Genomic DNA, 12,592 nt, shown 5'->3' on the forward strand with positions numbered 1-12,592 from the left:
CAAGCGTTAGGGAATCTCTTCGTAGATGAGCGTGGTTAGGGTGGTCTGAGACCGGCGCCGCGGGGCAGACCGTTGCCGGTGCGGCGTGGTGCGGTGGGAAAAAGGTCAGGGCCTCTTTGAATTGGTTGCGACCAAGCAAACCAATACCCAAAAGAGACCCTGACATGACTAACTCTATGTCTTGTTCCCATGGCCACTGGTGCACGGACGCGCTGCTCGGTGTCGAAGGCGTCCACGTCAGCTCCGTCACGGCAACGGGGACCGGACTGGTTCTGGGCGTCGAGACCGGGGAGGACGTCACCGGCTGCCCGGACTGCGGCGTCGTCGCCGTCGGGCACGGACGCAGGCGGGTCCGGCTCCATGACATCCCCTGTTTTGGCCGGCCGGTGCGGCTGCTGTGGGCCAAGCGTGTCTGGCGGTGCCCTGACACGGACTGCCCGAGAACGACGTTCACCGAAGAGCATCCGCTGGCAGGACCCCGGGCGAAACTGACCGCCCGTGCCGTGACCTGGGCAACCGATGCGCTCGAGCATTTCGACACGTCGGTCTCGGCCCTAGCCCACCAGCTCGGCGTCTCCTGGCACACGGTCTGGCACGGAATCAGGGCAGAGGCCGCGCGGCGGATCGGCGCCGCAAGCCGGTTGAAGGGTGTGGATGCGCTCGGCGTCGACGAACATGTCTGGTCCCACACCGGCCCGCCCGGCACCGGGATGGTCACCGGTATCGTGGACCACACCCGTGACGCGGACGGCACCGTTCACGCCCGGCTGCTGGACCTCGTTCCGGGACGGTCCGGGAAAGCCTACGCGGACTGGCTCAAAGACCGCGGCGCCGGGTTCACTGCTGGGATCAAGACGGCCGCGCTGGATCCGTTCCGCGGCTACGCCAACGCGATCCGTGACGAACTGCCCGAAGCCATCACCGTTCTGGATGCCTTCCATGTCGTGAAGCTGGGTTCGGCCATGGTCGATGAGGTCCGCCGAAGGGTCCAGCAGGACACCCTGGGACACCGCGGCCGCAAGGGTGATCCGCTCTACGGAATCCGCCGGACCCTGCAGATCGGCGCCGAGCACCTCACCGAGAAACAGGCATCCCGGCTGGACGCGAAGCTCACCGCCGGAGACCCGGACCAAGAAGTCACCCTGGCCTGGCAGTGCTACCAGAAGCTCCGCAATATCTACCACGCCCGCCCGGAACAAGGCAGGGCACTCGTGACCGAGGTGATCGCGTCGTTCCCGACCTGCCCCATCCCGGAAGTCGCGCGCCTCGGCCGGACACTCAAGCAATGGAAGAGCGCGATCCTGGCCTACTTCGACACCAACGGAGCCTCCAACGGACCCACAGAAGCGATCCAATGCCGATGTCGGCATTGGATGGCTTATGCCGAGGTCCTGGTTATGCCGACCAGACTGGGGTCTGTCTTGTTCGGGGTCGGTTGCATGGATGGATTGTCGGCATAGTCAGAGGGCTTCGAGCCATGTGAGAATCCCGGGGTCTGGTGTGTAGGTGCCGGGGACGACTGTGGGTGGCCTGGTCTTTTCCAGCGCGGCCTTCTTCGTTGCCATGTCGGCGTGGAGGTAGACGTCGGTTGTGGAGGTTTGCTCATGGCCGAGCCATAGGGCAATGACGGTGATGTCGACGCCGGCGTGCAGGAGGTTCATGGCGGTGGTGTGCCTGAGTGTGTGCATCGTGACGTGCTTGGCGCCTATTGACGGACAGGACTCTGCGGCGGTGCAAACGTGTGTTGCGAGTCGGCGTTCCATGGCGTCACGTGAAAGCGCGTTGCCGCGCGGGCCTGGGAACAGCGCACTGCCGGGCCGGCCGGTGCGTTCGTTGAGGTAGGCGCGCATTTGGTCTCGAGTCTTGGCGCTGATTGGAGTGGCCCGGTGCTTGCGTCCCTTCCCCTCGCATTCGATGTATGGGCTGGTGCCCGTGTGGATGCTGGTGTTGGCCAGGCCGATGAGTTCGCTGACGCGCACGCCTGTGTTGATTACGAGAGCGAGCATCATCTGGTCGCGCCTGCCAGTCCAAGTCGCGGTATCCGGGGCCGCGAGCAGCGCCTCGGTCTCGTCCTCGTTGAGGTAGCTGATCACGGGTTTCGAGGTCTTGGCCGGTGGGATGGTGAGAATGCGGCGAATGGTCTCAGCGTGTTCTGGATGGTCGGGCAGAATATGTGCGAAGAGGCCCCGGATCGCAATGAGTCGGGCATTGCGGGTCGCCGCCGAGTTAGCCCGCTCGTTGACGAGGTGGTCCAGGAAAGCCGTCACGATATCGCGGTCGATGTCTTCGAGCCGGTTCTGGTCTGCGCTGGTTGCCGTGGTGGTGCAGACGTGCTTAATCAGCAGCCGCCAGGTGTCCCGGTAGGAGGCGATGGTGTTCTCGGAGAGGTTGCGCTGGGCATGGACGTAATCGGTGAAGAACGACTGCAGGGCGGTAGCGAGATAGGTCATGACGATTCACTCCATCGTGATATTGGTGTCCATGCGGTTGGCAGCCAGTGCCAGGAGCTCCGGGACGGCTTGGATGTACCAGTAGGTGTGGGACGGGTCTGAGTGGCCGAGCCACGTTGCCAGCAGGCTTAGCCTGGCTGCAGGGTTGCCGTCATCGCTGGTGTAAGCCTGGATCATCTGCCGGGTAGCGAAAGTGTGGCGTAGATCGTGAAGGTACGGGGTCGTGCCCTCCCACGTGAGGTTTGCCGCCGCGCGGATCCGCTGGAAATGGCTTTCCACGGTTCCCCGCTGGTAGGCCGTGCCCCTGGTATTGACGAAGAGGGGCCCGTCAGGATGCGGGCCCACGGTCTGGCGATTAGGGCTGGACTCGTATTTGGCAAGCGCATCCACCGTGGTGGGGTGGAGCGGAATGAGCCTGTCGGGGCCGTGCTTGTTCGCCCGGACCAGCACAGTGAATTCGGGTGCATGGATGTCCTGCGGTTTCAGTCGCAAGGCCTCCCCGATCCTCATGCCACTGACGGTCAGCAAGGCGATGATGTTCGCCATCGTGGCTTGGACGAGCACAGGGGTGAACACGTCCTGGCAGGCCGCGATCAACGCGTCGACCTCATCTTGGGTGTAGATATGGGGCGTCCGTCGATACTTGCCGGTGTTCAGAGCGCCGGCCGTAGGCACTTGAACGTCCATTCCCAAGGCATGGCAGTAGCGGGAGAAGCCTTTCACCGCGCTGAGGCGCTGGCCCTGGTAGGAGTTCTTGAAGGTGCCAGGCCCCCGAGCCCAGGTGGTGGCCTCCGCGGCCGTGAAAGATGCCCGCGTGTTCCCCCGAGCCCACAGCCATTCGAGAAATCTGCGGGCGTTGCGTTCTTCCTCGATGAGTTGGAACCCCAGCGTGTGCCGCCGGCCCAGATACTCATCCAGAGCAGCCAAGAGGTCAGCATTGACCGGCTGGACGTTCACGGCAACTTCCCCCACGACGGTGCCAGCGGGCGCAGCGGCACCATGTCTACTCGCGCATAGGTCATTGACGAGGCCAGGCTCGCATGTCCGAGAAGTTCCTGGACCTGCCTGAAGTTTCCTCCTCCAGCCAGGATCTGGGTGGCAGCCGTGTGGCGAAGCCGGTGTGCGTAGACACCTTCAAGGCCGGCAATGCGGGCATGTTTGGAAATGATCTCGGTAACGCCCCCACGATTCAGTGCTTTGAACGGGGGCAAGGAGCGAATAAAAACGGCGCGTTCCCCGGTCTCCGCACGCCGGACTCGTAAATATTCCACCAGTGCTTCACCAACATCAACGGGCATCGGCAAGATGAGCACGCGTCCGCCCTTGCCGACCATACGCAAAGACGGCGCCCGCCAGTTGATGTCATCGAGAGTCAAACCAGCGACTTCCCCTACGCGCGCGCCGAGACGGGCCAGCATGACGATGATCGCCATGTCGCGTCTGCCGGTGGGGCCTCCCGGATTTACTGCACCTTTCAATGCCGCGACCTCGCTGGCGGTGAGCCCTTTGGGCAGATCCGAACGAATTCTCCGGGGTGAGAGGACACCGAAGGCGACCCCATCCTCTACCCAGCCGTTGGCGGCTGCCCACGTGAGCAAACCGCGAAGCAGCGCGGCTGCGCATTGAGCCGTGGATGGGGAGTATCCGGCCACAGCACGAAGCAGGAAGTCATTAGCCATCGCGACATCTACGCGTTCCCAGTGGAGTTCCCCGCCCGACTCTTCGATCAGCTCCAAAAAGAGTTCCCCGACTCTGCGCGCCTTATAAATCCAGCTGGCGCCCTGGCCTTGTTCCACCTTGAGAAATCGTAGCCAGTCCGCCAGACATGCCTTTGCGGGGCTAGCTTGTGTGTGCACCACACGCGCGGGTCTGAGGCGACCCGTTTCGCGCAGGAACCGAAGGACCGCAGAGACGTTCTCATTGGCCGAAGAATGCTCCGGGAAGCGTTCGTTGTCCTCCCGAACCATGAGAATTCCACGCTCCGCATCCACGTCACCGAGCTTGAGATCCTCAGCGACCATCCATGAGCCAAGGCGCACTGCAGCACGGACATGGTTGCGTTGGGTGGTCGGTGCGTAACCCTGCGCGACCAGCCACTCGATCAGCTCCATCATCACTGCGGCCAGAGGACCGGCATGACGACGAGGCCACATACTTTCGTGCCAACTGCCCGCTGAAGAGGCTGTACTTCCGGCAACCACCGGGGCCCCAACATCCGCTGGCTCGTCGTCGACACCGACAACGAGCGCACACTCGACATGCTTCGGATCATCCATGACCCATCTCCTTCTCCCGTTAGGAGAAGGCAGGCTCTCACACCGCCACTATGCCGACAACGCCCCGCAGCAACCGGCAGTGGGCAAGGCGGGCATCAACATACTCGGCATAACCGAGACCTCGGCATAAGCGATCAACGGCGTCATCGAAACCACCCGCAGAATCGCCAGAGGCTTCCGCAACTTCACTAACTACCGGCTCAGATGCCTACTCGCCGCCGGCGGACACCGCCCCTACCGGGCGAAACAAACCAACCATGCCTAAATGCGAAGGGCCTCTTTGAGACCTGGTAGCGCTACACCGGTGCTGGCATGGGCTACAACCTGGCCGGCGTCGTCGGCGGAGGGATTGTCCCGCTTGTGGCCGCCCAGCTGGCCGGCACGTCCGGGGCGTGGTCCATCGGGTTCCTGCTCGCCGGGATCGGCGTGTTCAGTGTGTTCTGCACCCTGGCACTGCCCAACCGCGAAAAGCGGGGGCTGGAAGAAGGCAAGGCGAACACAACTTTGGAGTACGCCGCCAGCAGCGGAGGCCCGGAGCCTACGTCCGGGCTCTACGGGGTCGAACCGATCTACCCCGCGGATACGAGTGGGATCCGCGGGCGGGGAGTGGGGCTGTCGGTGAAACCGGCAGCCCCGCTCTATGGAATGAGGCCCAGCCGGCGGGCCGCGGACACGGCCTCAAGCCGATTGTGCGCGGACAGCTTGGCCATTGCGTTTTGTAAGTAGCTCTTTACGGTCACCGTTTTGAGCCCCAGGCGATCCGCGGTTTCCTGATACGAACAGCCGAGCGCCACCTGCGCCAGGACATCGAGTTCACGGCGGGCCAGTCGGGCCATCGGATGCGCTCCGTCCGCGGGAGGCGGCGCCAGGTAGCTTCCGATGGTGTCCAACTTCCGTGCCAGGTCGGGGTCCGACACTGTGCCGGCGAGGGAGCGCAGCTCGGCGTGGGCTTCCCGGACATGCTCCAGCCAGCTCCGGTCTACGGCCCGGGGAGGCTCGGCCCTGGCCGTATTGATGATCGAGACCCGCCGGTCCACCTCGTCCCGAACCCGCAGTTCCTCAGCCAGCCCGGCGGACGCGTCCATCGCCACGCGAACAGCGTTTTCCCCCAGAGGGGAGCTGTCCCTCCTGGCGATGTAAAGTACCGCCCGCGACTTGCCCCGGACTACAACGGGAACGGCCGCCATCGAGCTCAGCTGCTCCCGCCGGACGGCGAGATCGTATTCATGGGTGATTCCCTCGGAGGCGACGTAATCCTTGACGAGGAACGGCCGCCGCTGCGTGTAAACACGGCCGCCGAGGCCCGCACCGGGAACGACGACCACCTGGTGCAGGCTGGACGTGGCGGTTCCCAGGAAATCCGTCAGCTGCAGCAGCTCACCGTTGGCCAGCCCGGCGAAGAGCACGGCAGGCCGGAAGGTGCCGGAGAGCTGGCGAAGGGACGCACGGAGCAGCTCACGATCATCGGGGCGGGAATATGCGTTGGGCTGCATGAGTCCTCTCCTGGTACCGCGGAAACCCGTCACCGCGTTGTGACGGGAGTTTTGTGTCGGTAGGGCCTTACGGCTCCACGTAGTGAGAGGGCAGTTGCTCCGGAGACTGAGGACGGGCTCGTCCACCATTCGTCCCTCAAAGGCGAAAACTCTACCGGACTGTTCGGCGGCGGCGAGCATCCGCTGGGCCTGCTCCACCTCACCGGGATCCGGGGTGAAGGACTCAGGTATAACAGGCATCTGGCCGGGATGGATGGAGGCCTTCGCGGCGAACCCGGAGGCCACAGCGTCGTCAGATTCGGCGTTTAGGCCGGCGAGGTCGGCAATGTCCACGTAGACCGAGTCCAGCGCGGCTTTCGCGGCCGCGGCGCGGCGAGGAGTACGTGGGAACGGGCGTGCAGTTCTGCTCGCCTCCGGCGCCCTGGCCACATGATCGAAAACCACTGCCGACTTGTTCATCGGCGGAACTGTCCAGGCTGCCGACCCGCCCCCGGTGGCCCCGCAAAGGCCTGCGCCACCGCCATCCAGGCGGCGGCGACATCGCCCGACACCGACAACTCAGTGTCGGCGATGTGCCGTCGCTGCGTGACTACAAGGCAGAAGTCTTGAGCAGGGCCAGCGACCTGGTTGGCGGCGCCAGGGGAACCCCATGTCCACGTGGATGCCCCATCGGGCGCCGTAAGGGACACGGACACGGATTGTTCTGGGACATCTAACCCGGACGTGCGGAAGCTGTTGGGAAATGCACGTACCCCAATGTTGGCCACGTGCCGCAGTCGCTCGGTCGCGGGTCGTTCTAGTCCGAGCGCGTCGACGACGTCTTGCCCGTGTGCCCAGACCTCCATGATGCGAGCGGTGACCTTTGACGCAAGGCTCATAGAAGGACCGAACCATGGCACCCGTGTTGCTGGGTCCGCCACGACCATGGCTTCGCGCAACAGTTGGTTTTCTTCACGCCACCAAGCGAGTATCTCCGAGCCAGTCCGATGCGCATTAGCAGCGCCAATGCCGTCAACGTACGTCTGTAAATCGGCAACTCCGTCACGCAGGTCGTTGAACGACTGCTGCTCGCTGACAGACAGCCGGGTGACGTAGTCGAAGTGGGCCAGATGCGCGACTTGATCGCGAACCGTCCAGCCTGGGGCGGGCGTGTCAACGCTCCAGCTCAACAAGGGTAAGGGCTCAAGCAGGGATATGAGGGTTAGGGCCTCCGCGCGCAGGTCTTCGATGAGCCCTGTCAAAACCCGGGTCGTCATCGTCCCTCCCAGACCGGTCTGTGCTTCTCGGCAAATGCCGCAACCCTTGTCCGCTGGTTGGCGCGTGCGAGAGTTTTGCGGGCGTGTCTAAGGATGGGCTCGTCCACCATTCGTCCTTCAAATGTGAACACCCCGCCGGACTGCTCCGCGGCGTCGAGCATGCGCTGTGCCTGCGTCACCTCTGCCTGGGTGGGTAGGAAGGACTCACGGATGACTGGCATCTGGCTTGGATGGATGGATGCTTTCGCTGCGAAGCCCGAGGCAAGGGCATCGTCAGATTCGGCTTTTAGGCCAACCAGGTCCGTAATGTTCAAGTAGACCGAGTCCAGGGCGGCCTTGCCTGCCGCCCCCGCGGCGAGCAGCACGTACGAACGGGCGTGCAGCGCGACATCCCGGTACCGGCCGTCGGGCTGGCGGCTGGACGTGCCCCCGAGCGACGCGATCATGTCTTCCGCGCCCCACATGAGCGCCACCACGTTGGGGGCCGCCGCGATGGCCGCCGCGTTGATGATCCCTTTGGCCGTTTCGCATAGAGCCACAACAGAGTAGTCCGCCAGCTGCGCCAATGACTCCGGGTCCTCGGTTTTAGCCAGCATGACGTGGGTGTACCGGGTTTGCTGGAGTGCGTGCAGGTCCAGTGAGAAGTCGTCGGTGTCGGCCGGGTTGATCCTGACGATGGTCCGGTCCGGATCCAGGGGGTTGGCAATGAGGGATTGCCGTGCCTGTTCCCGCTCGTGGGGAGCCACTGCGTCCTCGAGGTCCAGGATGACCGCGTCTGCCCTGTCCATCGCTTTGCCGTATCGGTCCGGACGGTCGGCGGGCAGAAGAGGATCGCCGGACCCATCTCAAACGCTTCCACGGGTTACTCCTTTTCCGCCGGCATGAGGGCCTCGTGGGCCTCCTGGGTCCACATCAGGCACGTGCGTGTTGCTTCGGCCACCACGACGCCGTCCTGGTTGCGTCCGGTGTGCTTCATGCTCACAATTCCCTGTCCTGGGCGGGAGGCTGACATTCGAACCTCCGTCACCTCGGTTTCGGTGTACAGGGTGTCGCCATGGAACATCGGGTGCGGGAAGCGGACGTCGGTCAGGCCAAGCTGGCCGATGATGGTGCCTTCCGTCATCTGGGGCACTGACTGGCCGATCATGGTGCCAAGGGTGAAGAGGGAGTTCATGAGTCTCTGGCCGAAGGGCTGGGTGGCGCTCCACGCTGCATCCAGGTGCAGGCCTTGGTTGTTCATGGTCAGCGAGGTGAAAAGGACGTTGTCCGTTTCCGTCAGGGTGCGGCCGGGCCGGTGGGCGTAGACCGCGCCCTCTTCGAGTTCATCGAGGTAGAGTCCGCGCTGCTGGATGCGTTTGACGTCAGTGGTGTCCATCGGATTATCCCTTCACTTCTTCGAGTTCTTGTGCCGCCGCCGCTTCGGCGGCGGGGTCTGCGTCGCCGGTCTCGAGTGAGAGCGGCTCTACGGTTGCCACGATCTGCGCGGCTTTGACCAGGTCGCCCACCTTCAGGCTTAACCGCACGACGCCGGAGACCGGGGCCGTGAGCTGGTGCTCCATCTTCATCGCCTCAATGGAGAGCAATGGCTGCCCCTCCTCCACGAGCTCGAAGTCGGCGACAACGACGGCGATAACGGTTCCCGGCATGGGCGAACGGACCTCGGGGGAGACCGTTCCGGCGTCGCGTTCCAACGAGTCGAGGCGTCGCTGGAGCAGCTCCAGGCGGCTGAGCCGCCGGGCGGCACCGCCCCATCCGTCGATACCGAGCCATGCGGTGCCGTCGGCGGTGACGGCGGTGGCCACCCGTCGTCGGGTGCCGTTCACGGAGGCTGAGCCGTCGGCTAGGGTGTTGACGCGGAAGGGCTCGCCGTCGACGTCGAAGGTCTGCCCCTGCGCGTCCAGGCTGGCAGTCACGGTGTGCGTTTTGCCGTCGATTTCCAGATGGATCGACGCCGCCGCATGACGGCCGACGCGCCAGCCGTCTCGGGCTCCCCAGGGGCCGGGAGCGTCCGCCTGGCTGGCTGCCAGGGCGTGGGCGGCGAGGGCAAGGTCCTCGCCGCGGAAAGTCCGGAACGGCATGTCAGCGATTTTGCGGTCGATCAGGGTGGTGTCAAGGCGCCCTGCGGCGACGTCCTCGTCGGCTATGAGCAGCCGCAGGTACTCGACGTTGGTCTTTACACCCAGCAGGACCGTGTCGGCGAGGGCCCGGTCCAGCGTGCCGAGGGCTTGCTCACGGTCCGTGTTCCACACGATGACCTTGGCGATCATGGGGTCGTAGTGCGGCGATACTTCCAGGCCCTCGGTGAGGGAGCTGTCCACCCGGATGCCGGGGCCGGAGGGTTCCCTGATCTGGAGCAGGCGTCCGATCGACGGCATAAAGCCATGGGACGGGTCCTCGGCATAGACGCGCGCTTCGATCGCGTGCCCTTCGAGTACGACGTCGGACTGGGCGACGGTGAGGACGTCGCCGGCGGCGATGCGCACCTGCCATTCGACCAGGTCCAGCCGCTGGCCATGGACGCGGACGACCTCTTCGGTGACGGGGTGCTCGACCTGCAGGCGGGTGTTCATTTCCATGAAGAAGAACTCGTCCGGGGCCTCGTCGGAGACCAGGAACTCCACGGTACCGGCGCCCACGTAGTTCACCGAACGTGCGGCGTCAACGGCTGCCGCGCCGATCCGTGCCCGGATCCCGGCGCCGTTGGGCAGGCTCTGGAGCAGCGGTGCGGGGGCTTCTTCGATGACCTTCTGGTGTCGGCGCTGCAGCGAGCATTCACGTTCGCCCAGGTGGATGATGTTGCCGTGTCGGTCGGCGAGGACCTGGACCTCGATGTGCCGGGGGGAGCGGACCAGCCGTTCCAGGAAGAGCGTGTCGTCGCCGAAGGAGCTCTTGGCTACACGGCGGGCGGTTTCCAGGGTGGCGGGCAGGTCCTCGGCCCGTTCGACGATGTGCATGCCCTTGCCGCCGCCGCCGGCGGAGGGCTTGATCAGGAGCGGGAAACCGACGCCGGCCGCGGCGGCGACCAGCTGTTCATTGCTCAAGCCGGGTTCGGCGATGCCCGGAACGACGGGAACGCCATGCGCGATTACGTGATTCTTGGAGCGGATCTTGTCCCCCATCATGTTGATGGAATGGACATCCGGGCCAATGAACGTGATGCCAGCGTCCACTAAGGCCTTGGCGAATTCAACATTTTCTGAGAGGAAACCGTAGCCGGGATGCACGGCCTGGGCTCCGGTGCGGCGGCAGGCCTTCAGGATCGCTTCGATCTTGAGGTAGCTTTCGGTCGCGGCGGCGGGGCCGATACAGACGGCAATGTCGGCCTCCCGCACGTGGCGGGCATCGGCGTCGGCTTCTGAGTACACGGCAACGGACGTGATTCCGAGGCGGCGAAGGGTACGGATAACGCGGCAGGCGATCTCGCCGCGGTTGGCCACCAGCACGGTGTCGAAGGTTCTGGTGGTCATGTCGGTGCTTCCTTGCGCTTGATTTGTCATGGCGGTCACATCCGGAAGAGGCCGAAGGAGGTCTCCGGCAGCGGTGTGCGTGAGACGACGTCGAGCGCCATGCCCAGGACGCGCCGCGTGTCGGCGGGGTCGATGATTCCGTCGTCCCACAGCCGGGCGGTGGAGTAGTAGGGGCTGCCCTGGTCCTCGAACTGGGCCTTGATGGGGGCCTTGAATTCTTCCTCGGCTTCGGCCGACCATTCCTCGCCGCGGGCCTCATACTGGTCGCGTTTGACGGTGGCAAGGACGCTGGAGGCCTGGTTCCCGCCCATCACCGAGATCCGCGACGCCGGCCACATCCACAGGAATCGCGGCGAATACGCCCGCCCGCACATGGAGTAGTTGCCGGCGCCGAAGGACCCGCCGATCACGACGGTCAGCTTGGGGACGCGGGCGGTGGCCACGGCGGTGACCATCTTGGCGCCGTTCTTGGCGATGCCGCCGTGTTCATAGTCTTTCCCGACCATAAAGCCGGAGAGGTTCTGCAGGAAGATCAGAGGGATCCCGCGCTGGTCGCAGAGTTCGATGAAGTGTGCGCCCTTGAGCGCGGATTCGCTGAAGAGCACCCCGTTGTTGGCAACGATGCCGACGGGATGGCCGTGCAGCTTCGCGAACCCGGTGACCAGGGTGGTGCCGTAGTTAGCCTTGAACTCATGGAATTCGCTTCCGTCCACCAGCCGCGTAATGACCTCGCGGACGTCGTATTGCTCGTTCACGTCAACCGGAACCACGCCATACAGTTCTTCCGGATCCGCCAACGGCGGGAGTACGACGTCGCAGACGTCCCAGGCGGGGGCTGCAGGGCGGGGCAGCGTGGAGACGATGTCGCGGACGATCTGGAGGGCATGCTCATCGTTTTCGGCCAGGTGGTCCGTGACGCCGGAGATCTTGGCGTGCACGTCCCCGCCGCCGAGCTCCTCGGCCGTGACGATCTCGCCGATGGCCGCCTTCACCAGCGGCGGGCCGCCCAGGAAGATGGTGCCCTGGTTCCGCACGATGACGGTCTCGTCGCTCATCGCGGGAACATAGGCACCACCGGCGGTGCAGGAGCCCATCACCGAGGCAATCTGCGGGATCTTCGCCGCGGACATCTTCGCCTGGTTGAAGAAGATCCGGCCGAAATGTTCCTTGTCCGGGAAAACCTCATCCTGTTTCGGCAGGAACGCCCCGCCGGAATCCACCAGGTAGATGCACGGCAGCCGGTTCTCCAGCGCGATCTCCTGCGCCCGGAGGTGCTTCTTCACCGTCATCGGGTAGTACGTGCCGCCCTTAACGGTGGCGTCGTTGGAGATGACCAACATCTGGCGGCCGTGGACCAGGCCGATGCCGGCGATGACGCCGGCGCCGGGCGACTCGTCCTGATACATGCCGTTGGCAGCCAGCGGAGTTATTTCCAGAAACGGGCTGCCATCGTCCAAGAGGCAGTCAATGCGGTCCCGGGGCAGTAACTTGCCCCGCGCAACATGCCGTTGTCGGGATTTCTCCGGGCCTCCCAACGAGGCCTCGGCCAGGCGCCGCTTCAAATCCTGTGCGAGGCGCCCTTGCTCTGTGGCTTGCGGCTTGGTGTGCGTTAGCGTCGACTGGTCGGTAGTGCTCAAAGTGTCCAACTGT

At 64.5% G+C, this 12,592-nt stretch carries 12 protein-coding genes and 1 pseudogene; 4 read left to right on the plus strand and 9 right to left on the minus strand.

The window, feature by feature from the left end; genetic code table 11:
- The first annotated feature begins 164 nt into the window (after positions 1-164).
- Positions 165-1,460: an ISL3 family transposase gene (locus J7I89_RS01535; RefSeq protein WP_251044774.1), complete on the plus strand. Its 1,296-nt coding sequence runs from the start codon at positions 165-167 to the stop codon at positions 1,458-1,460.
- On the opposite strand, the gene J7I89_RS01540 is transcribed toward J7I89_RS01535, so the two are convergent.
- The 3 genes from J7I89_RS01540 to J7I89_RS01550 are packed head-to-tail and all read right to left on the minus strand — an operon-like array spanning position 1,461 to position 4,726.
- The gene (locus tag J7I89_RS01540) at positions 1,461-2,450 is read right to left on the minus strand and encodes a tyrosine-type recombinase/integrase (RefSeq protein WP_214966672.1); all 990 of its coding nucleotides are present in this window, start codon (positions 2,448-2,450) and stop codon (positions 1,461-1,463) included. It abuts the gene before it with no gap.
- A 6-nt stretch (positions 2,451-2,456) separates the two neighbouring features.
- The gene (locus J7I89_RS01545) at positions 2,457-3,407 is read right to left on the minus strand and encodes a tyrosine-type recombinase/integrase (RefSeq protein WP_308159780.1); all 951 of its coding nucleotides are present in this window, start codon (positions 3,405-3,407) and stop codon (positions 2,457-2,459) included.
- Positions 3,404-4,726, minus strand: coding sequence for a tyrosine-type recombinase/integrase (locus J7I89_RS01550; RefSeq protein ID WP_214966673.1), 1,323 nt, complete (start codon positions 4,724-4,726; stop codon positions 3,404-3,406). The genes J7I89_RS01545 and J7I89_RS01550 overlap by 4 nt, the downstream gene beginning before the upstream one ends.
- Between J7I89_RS01550 and J7I89_RS25545 the strand changes: the two genes are divergently transcribed.
- The 3 genes and pseudogenes from J7I89_RS25545 (at position 4,725) to J7I89_RS01560 (ending at position 5,452) form a co-directional block, all read left to right on the plus strand.
- A complete protein-coding gene (locus tag J7I89_RS25545) occupies positions 4,725-4,856 on the plus strand; it encodes a hypothetical protein (protein WP_285290166.1) in 132 nt (43 codons plus the stop codon). The genes J7I89_RS01550 and J7I89_RS25545 overlap by 2 nt on opposite strands.
- Positions 4,857-4,991 (plus strand): annotated as a pseudogene (locus tag J7I89_RS01555) (transposase); the annotation flags it as partial.
- Between the two features lie 47 nt (positions 4,992-5,038).
- Positions 5,039-5,452: a hypothetical protein gene (locus J7I89_RS01560; RefSeq protein WP_214966674.1), complete on the plus strand. Its 414-nt coding sequence runs from the start codon at positions 5,039-5,041 to the stop codon at positions 5,450-5,452.
- On the opposite strand, the gene J7I89_RS01565 is transcribed toward J7I89_RS01560, so the two are convergent.
- From J7I89_RS01565 to J7I89_RS01590, 6 genes are all read right to left on the minus strand, one after another.
- Positions 5,365-6,678, minus strand: coding sequence for a LuxR C-terminal-related transcriptional regulator (locus J7I89_RS01565; RefSeq protein WP_214966675.1), 1,314 nt, complete (start codon positions 6,676-6,678; stop codon positions 5,365-5,367). The genes J7I89_RS01560 and J7I89_RS01565 overlap by 88 nt on opposite strands.
- Entirely contained in the window at positions 6,675-7,475 is an 801-nt protein-coding gene (locus J7I89_RS01570) for a TIGR03084 family metal-binding protein (RefSeq protein WP_214966676.1), read from the minus strand. The genes J7I89_RS01565 and J7I89_RS01570 overlap by 4 nt, the downstream gene beginning before the upstream one ends.
- Positions 7,472-8,263 (minus strand): CoA ester lyase, encoded by a 792-nt coding sequence (locus tag J7I89_RS01575; protein ID WP_214966677.1) that lies wholly within the window; start codon positions 8,261-8,263, stop codon positions 7,472-7,474. The genes J7I89_RS01570 and J7I89_RS01575 overlap by 4 nt, the downstream gene beginning before the upstream one ends.
- 74 nt (positions 8,264-8,337) lie before the next feature.
- Complete coding sequence (locus tag J7I89_RS01580; RefSeq protein ID WP_214966678.1) at positions 8,338-8,850, minus strand: MaoC family dehydratase; 513 nt, start codon at positions 8,848-8,850, stop codon at positions 8,338-8,340.
- 4 nt (positions 8,851-8,854) lie between these two features.
- Complete coding sequence (locus J7I89_RS01585; RefSeq protein ID WP_214966679.1) at positions 8,855-10,942, minus strand: biotin carboxylase N-terminal domain-containing protein; 2,088 nt, start codon at positions 10,940-10,942, stop codon at positions 8,855-8,857.
- Between the two features lie 35 nt (positions 10,943-10,977).
- Positions 10,978-12,579 (minus strand): carboxyl transferase domain-containing protein, encoded by a 1,602-nt coding sequence (locus J7I89_RS01590; RefSeq protein WP_374101986.1) that lies wholly within the window; start codon positions 12,577-12,579, stop codon positions 10,978-10,980.
- Between the last annotated feature and the right edge of the window lie 13 nt (positions 12,580-12,592).

The sequence above is a fragment of the Arthrobacter sp. ISL-5 genome, from assembly GCF_018613835.1.
Taxonomy (GTDB): domain Bacteria; phylum Actinomycetota; class Actinomycetes; order Actinomycetales; family Micrococcaceae; genus Arthrobacter.

Bases quoted from the DNA above. Each gene is read 5' to 3' on its own strand.
- J7I89_RS01535 (WP_251044774.1), top strand. From the start codon at position 165: ATGACTAACTCTATGTCTTGTTCCCATGGCCACTGGTGCACGGACGCG.
- J7I89_RS01540 (WP_214966672.1), bottom strand. From the start codon at position 2,450: ATGACCTATCTCGCTACCGCCCTGCAGTCGTTCTTCACCGATTACGTC.
- J7I89_RS25545 (WP_285290166.1), top strand. From the start codon at position 4,725: ATGACCCATCTCCTTCTCCCGTTAGGAGAAGGCAGGCTCTCACACCGC.
- J7I89_RS01550 (WP_214966673.1), bottom strand. From the start codon at position 4,726: ATGGATGATCCGAAGCATGTCGAGTGTGCGCTCGTTGTCGGTGTCGAC.
- J7I89_RS01560 (WP_214966674.1), top strand. From the start codon at position 5,039: ATGGGCTACAACCTGGCCGGCGTCGTCGGCGGAGGGATTGTCCCGCTT.
- J7I89_RS01565 (WP_214966675.1), bottom strand. From the start codon at position 6,678: ATGAACAAGTCGGCAGTGGTTTTCGATCATGTGGCCAGGGCGCCGGAG.
- J7I89_RS01570 (WP_214966676.1), bottom strand. From the start codon at position 7,475: ATGACGACCCGGGTTTTGACAGGGCTCATCGAAGACCTGCGCGCGGAG.
- J7I89_RS01575 (WP_214966677.1), bottom strand. From the start codon at position 8,263: ATGGACAGGGCAGACGCGGTCATCCTGGACCTCGAGGACGCAGTGGCT.
- J7I89_RS01580 (WP_214966678.1), bottom strand. From the start codon at position 8,850: ATGGACACCACTGACGTCAAACGCATCCAGCAGCGCGGACTCTACCTC.
- J7I89_RS01585 (WP_214966679.1), bottom strand. From the start codon at position 10,942: ATGACCACCAGAACCTTCGACACCGTGCTGGTGGCCAACCGCGGCGAG.